We start from the raw sequence: 16,102 nt of genomic DNA, 5'->3' as shown, positions 1-16,102 counted from the left end.
TTATGTTCGCATACTTGGTAATGCCCGAAAAAATCACTATTTTGGCGGGCTTAGTTTTGTTCGGTCTTAAAACGAAGTTTTTACTCGAATAACTACTCCTTTTCACTTGACTTACTACCACTAGACTCACCTCTCATTATACCATTTCTTTCTCTTTTTTCAAGTCATTCTCCGACTTAACAACTCTTCTTTTTTCATCGCTAGTTCCTCCATTTGCTGATTAGTAATCGCTAGTATTTTTTCTGTTGTCCACAAATTTTGAACGTATCTGATATTCTTAAATGGTCCATATTGCAGAGCACTTTCTAGCAAGTCTTCATTTTGACTCATAAAATCGCAGAAAACACCGCTAATTGGATCAAAAATAATATCATTTTCGACTATCTCGGTTTTTACATAGACGCAAATATGCTCCATTGCATTCAAAATTTCTAATCCTCCGCATTGTATCTTAACTGCGACAATAATTTCTCCCTTTTTATCCTGCCCCACACTACCAAATTTGGCTATATCTAACTCAGCCTGAACTCGCCTGATATATGTGTTTATAGCAGGTATAATATCTTTCGAAAAAGCATGTAATAAATCCACAGAGTACTCAATTTTTTGCATCCTAACATCCATATCCCGCTGAACTTCTGAACGCTTAAATTGGCGAACCGTATAGACCAAGGCGATAACTCCAAGTATCGTCGTAGCCTCAGCCAATATGGAAACTATCTCTTTTAGAATCATAAACCAATCTGCCAAAACTACTCCCTACCTTCATTTTTAGCCATTATATCATGTTCTCTCTGTAAACCGAAATCACTAAAATATGATAGTTAGCAAAAATAGCGCGCGAAAAAACAGCCAACTCCATCTAAAATCTAGATTTAGTCAGCTGTTCTCTATTTTTGAGCTTATAATTGTGTTTTTTCTACTAACGCTTCTTTTAATTCTTCCACAAATTTTTGTGCATTTTGTCCCGCTAAACCACCATCACCAGTTGCTGTAACTACTTGGCGCAATGACTTCACGCGAACATCTCCTGCCGCAAAAATTCCTGGAATCGATGTTTCCATTTCCTCATCCGTGATAACATAACCCTCATCATCCAGAATTCCAAGTCCTTTAAAAGCACTCGAAAGCGGTACAAGGCCGACGTAGATAAACGCACCATCCGCACTTATTTCAGATGTAGAGCCATCAACCGTCGAAACAAGACGAGCACCAGTCACCTTCATGTCGTCGCCAACAATTTCTTCCACCGTACTATTCCAAACGAATTCGATTTTCTCGTTTTTGAAAGCACGATCTTGCAAAATTTGTTGCGCACGTAATTTATCGCGACGATGCACAATCGTTACTTTGCTTGCGTATCGTGTCAAATACGCGCCTTCTTCCACAGCTGAATCCCCGCCTCCGACAACGATTAACTCGCGATTTTTGAAAAACGCTCCGTCACATACCGCACAATAAGAAACGCCGCGACCGCTGTACTTATCTTCGCCCTCTGCACCTAACTTGCGATGTTCGGCGCCTGTCGCGATAATAATCGAGCGCGCTTTGAACGTCTTAGAACCCGCGACAACCGTCTTATATTCCTGGCCATTTTCGACCGATTTAATATCACCATACGCGTATTCTGCCCCAAATTGTTTCGCGCCAGAAAACATTTTTTCCGACAAATCTGGTCCTAGAATGCTGTCAAAACCAGGATAATTCTCAATATCAGCCGTGTTCACCATTTGACCACCTGGAACACCGCGTTCGATCATTAAAGTATCTAAATCAGCACGGGAAGTATAAAGCGCCGCAGTCATTCCCGCAGGCCCAGCACCGATAATAATAACGTCATAAATCCTCTCTTCACTCACTGTTATTCCTCCAATCTAACTCTAGAACTATCGTAAACCCTCACGCATTTTCCGTCCATTTATCTGCTCAAAAATTCTCGATCTCAAGCGTATATTTACGAAGCGTCGCCACCGAAATATCAAATAAATCCGCAACCACTTTCTGCGTTCCAAACTTATATCGATACAAAATCGCCGCAGCCACTCCGTCCAAATTTTTCATCCGTAAATCATATTTCTGATCAATCGAACGCTTCATAAAATCTAGCACAAACACATACATCGAAGCCGTCTCCACTTTTGCAGGGAAATCAAGCTCTTCAAAACGGCCTAGAATCGCAACCGCAGCATTGCAATTCGCCGCATCTCGACTATCCGGCAAAAACTCGAACTCCGAAAAAATCAAATGCTCAAAAAAGTCCCAACCCGTCATATCGAAATAATCATTGAACATAATCAGCGCTGGCTGCTTATCCGAAACCGTCAACAAATACACACCAAACAAGTGCTCCGCCCGATCATCACTCGCCAATTTCTCCAAAACCGCACGCTCATCATTCGCCAGCAAATCAGGATAATCCCACGGAAAATCAAGCTCTTCCCCATCAATCTGCTTAAAATGCTGCCAAAAATCTCGAGCCTCACCCAAACGCCCCAAAAAGAACGCCGTCTCGGCCTGATAATAATAATACGCATATCGATCCAGAATTTCCAGCTGATCCACTTTTGCAAACAAATGATCCGCGTGTTCGTAATCCCCAGACATCGCACAAATCCGCGCCAGCTTCTCCCGTTGCGACGACATAAACGGCTCCACTTTTCCAAGCTCCTTCAAAACCGCATCTGCCTGCTCCCACTCTGCCTGATAATAAGCATACAAATAAAGCTCGCACAACGCCATGAAATTTCCTGGGTCTCGTGCCAACACATCTTCCAATATCGCCAGTCCTTCAGCAAACCGCTCCTCTTTAAAACGAATGCCCGCAAGTTCAATATAAGCCTGCCAAAAAATGGGGTTATCCTGGATTTCAGCAATCAGAAACTGGCTAACCTCATCCAATTTATCTTCCGAAACAAGCTCGTCTACCTTCGCTTTGAACGCAAATGACGCCTTCTCAATTTCTGACATATCACTCACACCAAAACTCGCAAGGGGCGCTTCTTCCATAATAAGCTGAATCAAATCCTTCGCTTCCTCGACATATTCCCCTTCAGAAACGAGCGCCAAATACTTATTCGCATGCTGTAACGCCTGTTTAAACTCCTTCATGTACGCATAATTATTCGCCATGAAATAGTAACAATAATGAATATCATCCGCCTCATCCAAAACACGACGCAAAATCTGATTCGACTTATCAAACTGACCTAGCTCCGTATAACAAATCGCCAGCTGACACATAATCACAGGCTCATCCGGTTCAAAAAAAGCAGCCCGTTCCAAATACCGCAACGCTTCCGGCATCTCCTGATTACGAAAAGCCTCAATACCTCGCTGAAAATAAAACTCACCATTCGGCCTAAACGGATAAATTTTGTTACTATCTTCTTTACTATTTTTCAAATTTTTAACCTCCGCGCATTTTCCAAGTAAGTTGAGTATACCATAAAATGAGACAATAAAGGGCTTTACTTTTCTAATTCACTAATAACAATCGGATTTCCTCTGGCAAAACTCCGCGCTGGGACATCCTTCGAAACGACCGCACCAGCACCAACTACAGCACCATCACCGATACTAACACCCGGCAAAATCGTCACATTCGCGCCAATCACAACCTCGTCACCAATCACGACCTCACCAATCCGGTACTCCTGAATCAAATACTCATGCGTCAAAATCGTCGTGTTAAAGCCAATCACCGAATTCCGCCCAATCGTAATTTTCTCCGGATAAAAAAGATCCACCGTCACTTTATAAGCAATCGATGTATTCTCACCAATCTTCATTCCCAATCCATGCCGGTAAAGCCACCGTTTTCCGCGCATAAAAGGAAAAATACGCCCGCATTCAATCACAAGCGTATTCTTCAACGTACGGCCAAACGACACGGTTTTATATACATTCCAAAGCGGATTAACACCATTCTTCGTCTCAAACCGTTTCGTTCGGCGCACTAATCTTCCCTCACGATATCCAAAAGATCGCCCATCGATTCCAAAATATACGTTGGATCGTAGCCTCTTAAATAATCCGCACCACGAATAGCCCAAGAAACACCAGCACTTTTCACGTTCGCATTATGTGCCGCTTCAATATCATGATAATTATCGCCTACCATAATCGCCTCATCCGCCGTCGAATTCAGCAATTTCAGCGCCATATTAATTCCTTCCGGATCCGGTTTCGGCGACGCCACTTGATCCAGACCAATCACCACTTGGAAATACTTATCCAAACCAGTCGTCTTGAGCCCTTTAAGAATCATATCGTACATCTTAGTGGACACAATCGCCAATTTATAATCTTCCTCATACAGCGCTCTAATCGCCTCATAAACCCCATCATACTCCAAAATTAATTCATCATGATGCAATTTATTAAACGCCCGATAATGATCCACCATCTCCTGCGCACGCTCCGGATCAAGCCCAGTAAACGTATCAATCAACGAAGGCCCAATAAACGGCAAAATATCTTCACGCTCATACGTCCGCTCCGGAAAATAAGCCCCCAGCGTATGTTGAAACGTTTTAATAATCAATTCATTCGTATTAATCAAAGTCCCGTCTAAGTCAAACAACAATGTCGTAATTTTCCCAGTCATGTGTACTTCCTCTCTAAAACCCTATTTCTTCTTCGCGATACCATACTTATCTTCCAAATAATACGGGCGATCACGCTTCACGCGGAAATAAGCAATCAATGCCACTGAAAGCGCCACAAGCACAATCGAAATAAACTGCGCCATCCGAAGCGTATCCGTCAACATCAAACTATCCGTCCGCAAACCTTCGATAAAATAACGCCCAACCGAATACCAAATAACATAAGACAAGAACAGTTCCCCACGCAAAATTCGCGTCCGACGCAATACCAGCAACACGATAAAGCCAATCACATTCCAAATCGACTCATATAAAAACGTCGGCTGATAATACACACCATCAATATACATCTGATTAATAATAAAATCAGGCAAATGCAAACTCTCTAAAAAAGCACGCGTCGTTGGCCCACCATGAGCCTCTTGATTCATAAAATTGCCCCAACGTCCAATCGCTTGCGCAATAATCAAACTCGGCGCTACAATATCCGCCAACTGCCAAAACGAAACTTTCTTAATGCGAGAAAAGATAATCGCGGTCAACACAGAACCAATCAACGCCCCATGAATCGCAATCCCGCCATGCCAAATTTTGATAATCTCGTTCAAATGATCCTTGTAATAACTCCACTCAAACAACACATAATAAATACGCGCACTGATAATCGCAATCGGAATCGCCCAAATAAGCAAATCCACCAATATTTCTTTATCTACATTGCGTTTCGTCGCTTCCTGTAACGCAATAAGTAGCGCCACCACAACAGCCGTCGCAATAATAACACCGTACCAGCGTATCGATATTCCACCTAATTGAATGGCCACTGGATCCAGCGCCGCAAAATTCAAGTTCATCATGCCCCTACTTTCTAAAACAGACTAGCCTCAATCTGTCATACTACTATTTTGACCAATAAGGTTATTTAAATCTTGTGTGAAGCGCTCTGCTGCATTGTACCCCATGTTTTTCAAGCGGAAATTCATTGCCGCAACTTCAATAATAACCGCCAAGTTACGCCCTGGACGAACCGGTACCGTAATTTTTGGCACATCAATATCAAAAATTCGAATCTTCTCTTCATCCAATCCAACGCGGTCATAATGCTTGTCTGGATCCCAACTTTCAAGGTGAACCACAATCGTAATTTTCTTGCTAGAACGCACAGCACCAGCACCAAATAGCGTCATCACGTTAATAATTCCTAAACCGCGAATCTCCAGAAGATGCTCGATAATCGGCGGCGACTGTCCAATAAGCGTCAACTCATCTTCCTGTCTGATCTCCACATTATCATCCGCAACCAGCCGATGTCCACGCTTCACAAGCTCAAGCGCCGTCTCACTTTTACCGACACCACTTGACCCCATAATCATCACACCGAGGCCATAAATATCGACCAGCACACCATGCATCGAAATCACAGGTGCCAATCTACTTTCCAAATAATTCGTCACATATACCGACAAACGCGTCGTCTTCAGTTTCGAACGCAAAACAGGTATCTTAGCTTCCGTCGCCGCTTGCACCAACTCTTTCGGCGCTTCCAAATGGCGCGACACAACAAATGCCGGCGTCCGATTCGTACACATTTGGCGGAACCGTTTCAAACACTCATCACTCGACATCCCTTCCGAAAAAGAAATCTCCGTCATTCCAAAAAGCTGCACCCGATCCTCCGGGTAATAAGAAAAGAAGCCTGTTAATTCTAAGCCTGGGCGTGATAAGTCACTCGTCAAGATTGGTCGTTCCAATCCCTCTTCCCCACAAATCAATTCCAAATTTAGACGTTCCATTAAATCTTTCACCGTTACTGATTTTGTCATGAAAGTACCTCCATTAAGTCAACAGGCACAAAGCTCAAAACACAGCCCAATCCCGCCAATCCTTTTTGTCTGCAATCTATATCTCATTTTAGCACTTTCTCATTTTTAAGGCTACCTATTTTTGTACATACGAAAAGAAACCCCGAAAGGAAGCGATTCTTCATTTAGCGAAGTCCTGCTATTTCGAGGTCTCATCTCATCGTGGTTCTTTACTCCAAAGTACCGAATTGATAACCATATTGGCAAGCGACATCAGTAACGCAATTAATAATGCCGTCCCAAAAGTCTCAATTTGAATGTACGAATCTAGGAAGAATGACGTTAATTCTAGCATCATCGCGTTCACGACGAAAGTAAATAACCCAAGTGTGAAAATATTGATCGGCAATGTCAAAATGAGGAGAATCGGTCTCACCAACATATTCAAAATCGCCAATACAAAACTTGCAATCACCGCACCTGTAAATCCTTCTACATGGAAACTTTCAAAGAATCCAGATAGAGCGACAAATAATATCGCATTAATTAAAACTCCTGCTATCCAACGCATTTACTTGGATCACTCCCAACTTGAATTAGCTGGCATAAGAATGGCTAAAATAATATAGATGAGTATTCCTGTTCCGAAAAATAGGGTTAATAATGCCCAACCAATACGAACCAGCGTAACGTCCCATCCGAAGTATTCAGCAATTCCGCCACATACACCTGCTAGCATTTTTTGTGATGATGATTTCGTTAATTTTCTCATGTTAGTTCCTCCTAAGATAGATTATACTTGTTTTTCTTCTAATTCGGTAATTTTAATGATGCCGTTGTCCACTGCGGCTTGCAATGTTGCGACACTCATCTCTTCTGAATTTTGCGTGAACACAAGGGACTTATTAGACTCATCCCAGACTTTTGCATTTTTTAGGTCAAAATAGATTTTTTCGCGTTTCGTTCCAAGTGTCCCATTCACATTCCATGTTGCTGGAATTTGGATACGAAGATCACCGTGAGGCGCCTTCAAGTCGGCTGCTGTTGCTTGATCATTTTGAAGAATATAGCCTACATCACCATGTTCAGCAACGGCAACGGTTGTTTGGAAATCTCCTGTAATAGAGATATCTCCTTTTGTCGTATGCAAATCGATGTTTTCAACTTTACCGCTCTTGAATAGAATTTCGCCGTCCTCCGTGCTAGCAACGAGGAATTTACCTGCCGTTCCAGTTGATCTAATATCACCATGACGGACTTTTAGCGTGCTATCGTCAACTTCCATATCGTCATATTTCAAGTTACCATTCAACAATTGAATTCTCACTTGCTCATAGGTCCGTTTTGGAATAGTCAACACGATATCTGTTTTCAATGCATCATTCTTCGATTCAAAAACAAAACGGTCATTAGACATATCAAGCGTTGTTTGGCTAAAGAAATAATCCCACAGTTTCTCTTCGCTCAGTTGTTGGACTGCTCTAGCCTTATTGTGCACAGAAAGTACCGTGCGCATCTTCACGTCATCTTTGTCCCAAGCACGAATAATGATGTCACCAGTTGCGATTTTTAATTCCATCGTGCGGAAAGTCGTATTGTTAAACTCAAATTCACGAATTGGTCTTGGACGCGCAGTCTTTTGATTGCCGTGGATATTATTCTCCATATTCATACGCTGATTCATGCGGTTTTGGCGATGTTGTCCGTGGCGTCCGCGCATTTCTCTAGCACGCTCGATATGGCGTTGTTGCATTTCTTTTGCGCGTTCTGAGTGTGTCGCTTGCGCTTGTTTGATGCGCTCGCTTTTTGATTGCATTTTTCTTTCGTGGCGATCGTATTTATCTTTCATTTTTTGGTTATGTCGATCGATCACTTCATCGTAGCTTGTATCTTCGGAAGGGATGATAAACAAGGCAATAATATAAGCAATAACCCCGATCATCGTTTTCCAAGAAATAATAATAAGTACAACATAGATAATACGTAAAACGTTGGCGTCGATACCGAGATATTCGGATAATCCACCAAAAACCCCGCCTATTTTACGATCTGATCTGGATCTCCTTAATTTTTTGTCCATCATTGTTCCTTCCTTTCATTCATAAATATGTAACCAGTCGCGCTATCCCTCGAAAGCGATAGCGCGCCATCTTACTTCACGTCTTTTACTCTCACGTTACCAGTCGTTGCTTCTGCTTCGATTTTCAAAACAGCTTCATTTGATTTTGGTAATTTTGTGAAAAGAATTGTTTTGTTAACAGAGTCAGATGTTTCATCAAGCACATCAGCATCCGAGATTCCAAGGTTAATCTTACCTAGATTCGTATGCAATTTACCATCCACACCTAGCTCGCTTGGCACTTGAACATCGATGTTACCAACACCAGTTTTTGTTTTCAAGAAGCTAGAATCATGGTTCGTCAATGTGAATGAGATGTTTCCTGTTTTCGTTTGCAGGTTCGTTGAGTCAAATGCACCTTTAGCAGAAACGTTGCCGTGGAATGTTTTTAGCGATAAATCACGCACCGTACCACTATTTACACGAACATTTCCATTGATAGATTCGATCTCTGTTAGCGTCGTATTCAACGTACCAACACTGATATTACCATTCGTTGTTTTGGCGAACATATCGCGACCTGTCAACCCTTCAATATGAAGATTACCATTCAAAATCTTGATCGATACATAATCATATTCGCGCTCTGGCAAGTAAATCGTCAAGTTCGTTACCACTTGTTTAGATGGTGATTGGAAGCGCAAAGTCTCTTCATCCACACGTAATGTCGTTTTGTCAAAGAAAATTTGCAATGCTTCGTCTTCTGGATACTCTTTGAAAAGCTTGATATTCGCGTGCACCTTCACATCATTGCTGTCCCACGTCTTGAATTCCACATTACCATTCGCAATTTCGAACTCTAAAATCGATAAAGTTGTATCATGGTAAACAAAATCACGTTCTAATTTCGTCGACGTCAAAAACGGAATCGGTATATCCTTCACTTGCTCAAAAGCACTATTCAAGAATTTACCGAACTTTTCTCCTGCTTGAGAAAGCTCATCCATGATTTGGCGACCAGTATCTTGTTGTTTCTCTTGACCAGCTTCTGGTTTTTGTTTTGGCTGCGGGCGTTTCTTGTAAGAAGCACCACCACGGTATGGATTTTCTTTCGTATTCCAACCTTGCGAATAATCGTATTCTTCTTTAACGATCTCTTCTTGCACGTCTTCCACTGTTTCCGAAGAGCGGATATCCTCCGCTGCTGCACTTTTGCCTTCTTTTTTTGAAATATTTTCAAGTAACGTTAGCGCTTCTTCCGTAGAGATAATACCTTGTTTCACTAGTTCTAAAATTCGTTTGCGTTCGTTTTCCATGTTTTTTTCCTCCTCGTGGAAATATAGCGATATCCATTAAGTATTTGTAAAATAAATGCTTGGCTTCTAACTGATAACTCTATTATGACCGACAAGACCATTTCTGTCATACAACCAGAGTATGATTATTTCTTTAGACTTTTGTCACTTTGGATTTAGTGTATACGCAAAAAAATCGGCGGCAAGCATTCGCAATTCGGGCGTTTCGTGGAATCTGGAAGCGGAGCATACCCCGCCAGAAGTCCACGAAACGCCCATATTACAAACGCTCTCGCTCGATTTGTGTAAAGCTTCGTTTACGTCCTACCCGAAAAAATGGGGTTGGGCGCTCTTCGGCTTATTTAGAATTAGTTTGAGTTTATCTTTGTTAGTCTGCTTTGCTTGCTATTTTTTCTTTCATTCTGGCTTTGTCGCGAGTTAGAATTGGCTTTAGGTATTTCCCGGTGTAGGATTTGGCTACTTTTGCGACTTGTTCTGGTGTACCTTTCGCAATGATTTGACCGCCGCCATCTCCGCCTTCTGGTCCTAAGTCAATGACATGATCGGCTTGTTTTATAACGTCTAAGTTATGCTCGATAACTAGAACAGTGTCGCCATTTTCATCTACCAAACGCTGTAGTACTTTTAGTAAGCGCGCGATATCGTCCGCGTGCAAACCAGTTGTTGGTTCATCCAAAATATAGAACGACTTACCGTTACTGCGTTTGTGAAGTTCCGAAGCTAGTTTCACACGTTGCGCTTCTCCACCTGATAGTGTCGTTGCAGGTTGCCCTAATCGTATATATCCGAGCCCTACATCTACAATTGTTTGTAGTTTGCGGCTTATACGAGGAAGGTTTTTAAAGAACTCTAAGCCTTCTTCCACAGTCATATTCAGTACTTCTGCGATATTTTTGCCTTTAAAACGGATATCTAAGGTCTCACTGTTATACCGTTTTCCGTGACAAATTTCGCACGGTACATACACGTCGGGTAAGAAATGCATCTCTATTTTGATGATACCATCTCCTTTACATGCCTCACAACGACCGCCTTTTACGTTGAAGCTAAAGCGACCTTTTTTATAGCCACGAATTTTGGCTTCATTTGTGGATGCAAAAAGATCCCGAATATCATCAAATACGCCTGTGTAGGTGGCTGGATTAGAACGCGGCGTGCGCCCAATTGGTGATTGATCAATATCAATAATTTTCTCTAGATTTTCTAATCCTTTGATCTCTTTGTGCTCACCTGGTTTCGCGTGCGCCCGGTTAATATGACGGGATAAAGCTTTGCGTAATACTTCATTAACTAGCGAACTTTTCCCTGATCCGGAAACGCCTGTTACACATGTAAAAGTTCCTAATGGGAAGGTTGCACTTACGTTTTTGAGGTTATTCGCCTTGGCTCCGATGACTTCGAGCTTGTTACCACTACCTTTGCGACGCTCAGAAGGAATCGGAATGAATTTCTTCCCAGATAAATAGGCTCCAGTAATAGAATTCTTATTATTCCGCACTTCTTCTGGTGTTCCAGCAGCCACAACTTCTCCGCCATGCTCACCGGCACCTGGTCCGATATCAATTAGGTAGTCCGCCGCGAGCATAGTATCCTCATCGTGCTCCACTACAATTAGTGTATTCCCAATATCTCGCATACTTTGCAGTGTATGAACAAGTCGATCATTATCACGCTGATGTAGCCCAATCGAAGGCTCGTCCAAAATATACAATACGCCTGTCAAACGTGAGCCAATCTGTGTCGCTAATCGAATCCGTTGTGCCTCTCCTCCCGAAAGTGTTCCGGCAGCACGACTCAATGTTAAATAATCCAATCCAACATTCTTCAAGAATCCTAAGCGTTGTTTTACTTCCTTCAAAATCGGCTTTGCAATCTGTGTTTCTTTTTCAGATAGTGTTACTTCATCGAAAAAGTTCAGCGCTTCAATGATGGAGAAATTGCTCACATCACCAAGATGCGTCTTGTTAATTTTGACGGCTAATGCTTCTTCTTTAAGACGATAGCCTTTACAAGATGGACATGGTAAATCCGTCATATATTGTGCCATTTGTTCTCTCGTGAAATCCGAACTGGTTTCACGATAGCGGCGCTCCACATTAGGTATAATTCCTTCAAATGGTATATTTGTTTCGCGCGTCATTCCAAAATCATTTTTATATTCGAAATAGAATTCTTTGCCATTTGAACCATTCAGAATGATATCTAAGTGTTCTTTCGGTAAACCTTCTAATGGTGTATCCATATCAATCTTGAACTCTTTACAAGCCGCAGCCAGCATTTTTGGATAGTATTGCGAGCTGATTGGTTTCCAGGGAATAATCGCGCCATCATTAAGCGATAGACTCATATCTGGAATGACTGTATCGATATCTACTTCGAGCTTCGTTCCAAGACCATCACATGTTGGGCACGCACCGAATGGACTGTTGAACGAGAACATTCTTGGCTCTAATTCACCGACAGAAAAACCGCAATACGGACAAGCGTAATGTTCACTAAATAGTAATTCCTTATCACCAATAACATCGACAACAGCGTAACCATCTGCCAATCTCAAGGCGGACTCGATAGAATCAAACAAACGAGAGGTCACGCCTTCCTTCACAACAATACGGTCAATCACGATATCAATGGAATGTTTTTTGTTCTTTTCAAGTTCAATTTCGTCTCCGATATCATACATGTCTCCATCGATGCGAACGCGGACATAGCCCTCTTTCTTGATACCTTCTAGAGTCTTCTTGTGCGCACCCTTCTTGCCTGAAACAATAGGTGCCAAAATTTGAATCCGCGTCTTGTCTGGCAACTCTAAAACACGATCCACCATTTGTTCAATGGTTTGCGATGAAATCTCAATGCCGTGATTCGGGCAAACTGGATGTCCCACGCGGGCATACATTAAGCGCAAATAATCATGAATTTCCGTTACCGTTCCTACTGTCGATCGCGGATTTCGGCTCGTTGTTTTTTGGTCAATGGAAATTGCTGGAGATAAACCTTCTATTAAATCTACATCTGGCTTGTCCATTTGACCTAAAAATTGGCGTGCGTAAGAAGATAGCGATTCCACGTAACGTCGTTGTCCCTCTGCATAAATGGTATCAAAAGCTAGCGACGATTTTCCCGAACCAGATAAGCCTGTCATGACAACAAGCTTATCTCTTGGAATTTCGACGTCAATATTTTTTAAATTGTTGGCTCTCGCGCCTTGTATCACAATTTTATCTTTTTCCAACTCTAATCATCCTTCCGCTTTTAACTCGAGTAAGGTATCGCGAAGTTGCGCTGCACGTTCAAAGTCAAGTGCTTTTGCCGCATCTTTCATTTCATGTTCTAATTCTTCGATAAATGCCATTCGCTCTTTCTTGTTCATCTTGCTAAGGTCTTTCAAGTGCTCAGCTTCTCTTGTTTCAGCAGCAGTTGTTGCGGCGATGACACCTCGAACGTCTTTAATAATCGTTTGTGGAGTAATGCCGTGCTCTAAATTGTAAGCCTCTTGTATTTCACGGCGACGCGCTGTTTCGCTAATCGCAAATTTCATCGAGTCGGTCATCTTATCTGCGTACATAATAACTTTACCATTCTGATTACGCGCGGCACGACCGATTGTTTGAACGAGAGAACGCTCAGAGCGAAGAAAACCTTCCTTGTCTGCATCAAGAATCGTAACTAATGAAACCTCCGGTATATCGATTCCTTCACGCAGTAAGTTGATTCCGACAAGTACATCATATACGCCTAGTCGCAAGTCTCGGATGATTTCAATCCGTTCCAACGTCTTAACTTCTGAATGCAGGTATTGTACCTTGATACCCGTTTCTTTCAAGTAATCCGTCAAATCCTCTGACATTTTTTTCGTCAGCGTCGTAATCAGGACGCGTTCATTCTTCTTAATACGCTCATTTATTTCATCTATCAAATCATCAATTTGTCCTTCGATTGGTCGAATTTCGATAATCGGATCGAGAAGACCGGTAGGACGAATGATTTGTTGAATCACATCCGGATTTAAAGCCAGTTCATACGGTCCTGGTGTCGCTGAGATGTACATAATTTGATTGACATGTTTCTCAAATTCCTCCAAGCGTAATGGACGATTATCCAACGCCGAGGGCAGCCTGAAACCATGATCTACTAGCATTTGTTTACGCGCTTGGTCCCCGTTGTACATACCTCGAATTTGCGGCATCGTGACATGGGATTCATCAATTACTATTTGGAAATCGTCTGGGAAAAAGTCTAGCAAAGTATAAGGTGTAGAACCAGCTTCTCGCAAGCCTAAATGACGTGAATAGTTCTCAACGCCTGAACAATAGCCCATCTCTTCCATCATTTCAATATCATAATTCGTACGTTGCTCCAAACGTTGCGCCTCTAGCAACTTATTGTCAGCACGCAATACTTTCAAGCGATCCTCGAGCTCCGCCTTAATATTCACGATTGCCTTCTTCATAATATCTGGGCGCGTCACAAAGTGGGATGCTGGGAAAATAGAAACGTGTTCTCGCTCCCCGATGATTTCACCCGTCAACGCATCTACTTCACGAATTCGCTCAATTTCATCACCAAAAAACTCCACACGCATACAGTGTTCATCACGGGATGCTGGGAAAATCTCTACCACATCGCCACGGACACGAAAACGACCGCGCTGGAAATCAATATCATTGCGATCATACTGTATTTCTACTAAATCGCGCAACAACTGATCGCGACTAATCTCCATTCCAGGTCGTAAGGAAACGAGCATAGCACCATATTCCTCCGGCGAACCCAAGCCATAAATACAGGAAACACTGGCTATGATAATGACATCACGCCGCTCAAACAAGGATGCTGTTGCAGAATGTCGCAATTTATCAATTTCATCGTTCACACTGGAATCCTTCTCTATGAACGTATCTGTTTGCGGTACGTAAGCTTCCGGTTGGTAGTAATCATAGTAACTCACGAAATACTCTACCGCATTATTCGGAAAAAACTCTTTGAATTCACTATATAATTGCCCTGCCAAAGTCTTATTGTGTGCAATGACGAGCGTTGGTTTATTAACTTCTTGAATCACATTAGAAACCGTAAACGTCTTCCCCGTTCCCGTTGCTCCAAGTAAGGTCTGATGTTTTATACCACTTCTAAGGCCCGCAACCAATTTCTCGATTGCTTTCGGTTGGTCCCCTTGTGGCGTATATTTCGAAACTAGTTGAAATGTATCCTTCACCTTTTTTCCTCCTTTAGCAAAACGAAAGTGAGTCTAGGCAAATCCCAGACTCATCACTTGTATTCATTTTATCATAATCTGACTAAATCCGCTAGCAAAAAGCGAACATATTTTCGCATCCGTGTAACACGAAAGGCTCCGCCGTTAAGCAAAGCCTTTTCATCATAATACGCGTCTTTTTTACGCTTCTTTATCTGCTTGACGCAACTTGCCAAGCATTCGTGTTGCTAGGAAGAACCCGATGGTCATCGAAATCGCGTCTAAACATATGAGCCACCAGGTGTTCGTGAAACCCATGCGAGCGGAAACAGCTATTAAAATCACGGTGAGTCCTAAACCTACAAAGCGTTGGTACGTCATTCGAGATAATATAATAACCAACAATCCTGGAAAAATTAACGCCGAAATTAGCTGATCCCACATAGGCTTCGCTCTCCCTCTTTTTTAACTGTCTGCTTTTAAAACGCGTGCTTTGATTTCATCTGTTAAAGCTGGTAAATCTGTTTTTTCAATCCCTTTTTCGGCGAGTAGATCTGGCAATATTTCACGTAAGAAGTACTGGACGCAGTTCATGTCGCGGAATTGGTAAATGGTTTCTAATGCCTCGCTGTAAATTTTAGTGAAGGTCGGCTCTGGGTTGCCTTTCTGGATTTCGCCGAATGATTCGTAGAGTAAATCTACTTTATCTGCCACCGCCAAAATTTGGCCTTCTAGCGTGTCGTCTTTGCCTTCTTTAAGCAACACGTGATAGATGGCTTGAAACTCTTTCGGAATCTCATTGTTAATGAAGTTTCGCGTCATCGTTTCTTCTACTTCGGATAGCATTTCGCGGAGTTCTGCGGTCGCATATTTGACGGGTGTTTTGATATCTCCAATGAACAGTTCTGGATAGTCGTGGTTCAGCGCTTTTTCATATAAGGCGCGCCAATTGACGGTTTGTCCAGCTTGCTCTTCTACATTGCCTAGAAACTGTGCAACTTGGGTGACTTTGAATGAGTGTTCCGCGACTGAGTGTTCTTGGTATTTGAACTTGCCTGGACAGCGATAAATATTCTCTAAATCTGATAAACTACGAAAATATTGATGGATTCCCATTTTGT

15 protein-coding genes are annotated in these 16,102 nt (G+C 42.3%); all 15 read right to left on the bottom strand.

Annotation, left to right across the window (positions count from 1 at the left end; all coding sequences use genetic code 11):
• Window positions 1-159 precede the first annotated feature (159 nt).
• Entirely contained in the window at window positions 160-750 is a 591-nt protein-coding gene (locus DUK53_RS12950; protein WP_036089791.1) for a hypothetical protein, read from the bottom strand.
• 152 nt (window positions 751-902) lie between these two features.
• Window positions 903-1,859, bottom strand: a complete 957-nt coding sequence (gene trxB / locus DUK53_RS12945; protein ID WP_036089788.1) for a thioredoxin-disulfide reductase — start codon at window positions 1,857-1,859, stop codon at window positions 903-905.
• Window positions 1,860-1,926: 67 nt separating this feature from the next.
• Window positions 1,927-3,402 (bottom strand): tetratricopeptide repeat protein, encoded by a 1,476-nt coding sequence (locus DUK53_RS12940; RefSeq protein WP_052164896.1) that lies wholly within the window; start codon window positions 3,400-3,402, stop codon window positions 1,927-1,929.
• A gap of 65 nt (window positions 3,403-3,467) precedes the next feature.
• Window positions 3,468-3,956: an acyltransferase gene (locus DUK53_RS12935; protein ID WP_036131775.1), complete on the bottom strand. Its 489-nt coding sequence runs from the start codon at window positions 3,954-3,956 to the stop codon at window positions 3,468-3,470.
• Window positions 3,956-4,606 (bottom strand): pyrophosphatase PpaX, encoded by a 651-nt coding sequence (gene ppaX / locus DUK53_RS12930; RefSeq protein ID WP_036089783.1) that lies wholly within the window; start codon window positions 4,604-4,606, stop codon window positions 3,956-3,958. The genes DUK53_RS12935 and ppaX overlap by 1 nt, the downstream gene beginning before the upstream one ends.
• 21 nt (window positions 4,607-4,627) lie before the next feature.
• Entirely contained in the window at window positions 4,628-5,461 is an 834-nt protein-coding gene (lgt, locus tag DUK53_RS12925; RefSeq protein WP_036089803.1) for a prolipoprotein diacylglyceryl transferase, read from the bottom strand.
• Between the two features lie 30 nt (window positions 5,462-5,491).
• On the bottom strand, window positions 5,492-6,430 hold the full coding sequence (hprK, locus tag DUK53_RS12920; RefSeq protein ID WP_036059725.1) for an HPr(Ser) kinase/phosphatase: 939 nt from the start codon (window positions 6,428-6,430) through the stop codon (window positions 5,492-5,494).
• A 196-nt stretch (window positions 6,431-6,626) separates the two neighbouring features.
• Window positions 6,627-6,980, bottom strand: coding sequence for a phage holin family protein (locus DUK53_RS12915; RefSeq protein ID WP_036089780.1), 354 nt, complete (start codon window positions 6,978-6,980; stop codon window positions 6,627-6,629).
• Window positions 6,981-6,989: 9 nt separating this feature from the next.
• A complete protein-coding gene (locus DUK53_RS12910) occupies window positions 6,990-7,181 on the bottom strand; it encodes a PspC domain-containing protein (protein WP_036089778.1) in 192 nt (63 codons plus the stop codon).
• Window positions 7,182-7,202: 21 nt separating this feature from the next.
• Window positions 7,203-8,489, bottom strand: a complete 1,287-nt coding sequence (locus tag DUK53_RS12905) for a PspC domain-containing protein (protein ID WP_036089775.1) — start codon at window positions 8,487-8,489, stop codon at window positions 7,203-7,205.
• 71 nt (window positions 8,490-8,560) lie between these two features.
• Window positions 8,561-9,784 carry a DUF4097 family beta strand repeat-containing protein gene (locus tag DUK53_RS12900; protein WP_036131773.1) on the bottom strand — a complete coding sequence of 408 codons (1,224 nt, stop codon included), beginning with the start codon at window positions 9,782-9,784 and terminating at the stop codon, window positions 8,561-8,563.
• Between the two features lie 367 nt (window positions 9,785-10,151).
• The gene (gene uvrA, locus DUK53_RS12895; RefSeq protein WP_036089771.1) at window positions 10,152-13,019 is read right to left on the bottom strand and encodes an excinuclease ABC subunit UvrA; all 2,868 of its coding nucleotides are present in this window, start codon (window positions 13,017-13,019) and stop codon (window positions 10,152-10,154) included.
• Window positions 13,020-13,025: 6 nt separating this feature from the next.
• Window positions 13,026-15,002 carry an excinuclease ABC subunit UvrB gene (uvrB, locus tag DUK53_RS12890; RefSeq protein WP_036131771.1) on the bottom strand — a complete coding sequence of 659 codons (1,977 nt, stop codon included), beginning with the start codon at window positions 15,000-15,002 and terminating at the stop codon, window positions 13,026-13,028.
• A gap of 180 nt (window positions 15,003-15,182) precedes the next feature.
• Window positions 15,183-15,425, bottom strand: a complete 243-nt coding sequence (locus tag DUK53_RS12885; RefSeq protein WP_036131769.1) for a CsbA family protein — start codon at window positions 15,423-15,425, stop codon at window positions 15,183-15,185.
• Window positions 15,426-15,446: 21 nt separating this feature from the next.
• Window positions 15,447-16,097 carry an HD domain-containing protein gene (locus DUK53_RS12880; protein WP_036131767.1) on the bottom strand — a complete coding sequence of 217 codons (651 nt, stop codon included), beginning with the start codon at window positions 16,095-16,097 and terminating at the stop codon, window positions 15,447-15,449.
• Window positions 16,098-16,102: the final 5 nt, after the last annotated feature.

This window comes from Listeria sp. SHR_NRA_18, assembly GCF_003856515.1.
Taxonomy (GTDB): domain Bacteria; phylum Bacillota; class Bacilli; order Lactobacillales; family Listeriaceae; genus Listeria_A; species Listeria_A newyorkensis.
Note: the sequence above shows the minus strand (reverse complement) of the source record. Positions and strands in the feature narration are given on the sequence as shown.

Bases quoted from the DNA above. Each gene is read 5' to 3' on its own strand.
- ppaX (WP_036089783.1), bottom strand. From the start codon at position 4,606: ATGACTGGGAAAATTACGACATTGTTGTTTGACTTAGACGGGACTTTG.
- lgt (WP_036089803.1), bottom strand. From the start codon at position 5,461: ATGAACTTGAATTTTGCGGCGCTGGATCCAGTGGCCATTCAATTAGGT.
- hprK (WP_036059725.1), bottom strand. From the start codon at position 6,430: ATGACAAAATCAGTAACGGTGAAAGATTTAATGGAACGTCTAAATTTG.
- DUK53_RS12915 (WP_036089780.1), bottom strand. From the start codon at position 6,980: ATGCGTTGGATAGCAGGAGTTTTAATTAATGCGATATTATTTGTCGCT.
- DUK53_RS12910 (WP_036089778.1), bottom strand. From the start codon at position 7,181: ATGAGAAAATTAACGAAATCATCATCACAAAAAATGCTAGCAGGTGTA.
- DUK53_RS12905 (WP_036089775.1), bottom strand. From the start codon at position 8,489: ATGGACAAAAAATTAAGGAGATCCAGATCAGATCGTAAAATAGGCGGG.
- DUK53_RS12900 (WP_036131773.1), bottom strand. From the start codon at position 9,784: ATGGAAAACGAACGCAAACGAATTTTAGAACTAGTGAAACAAGGTATT.
- DUK53_RS12885 (WP_036131769.1), bottom strand. From the start codon at position 15,425: ATGTGGGATCAGCTAATTTCGGCGTTAATTTTTCCAGGATTGTTGGTT.
- DUK53_RS12880 (WP_036131767.1), bottom strand. From the start codon at position 16,097: ATGGGAATCCATCAATATTTTCGTAGTTTATCAGATTTAGAGAATATT.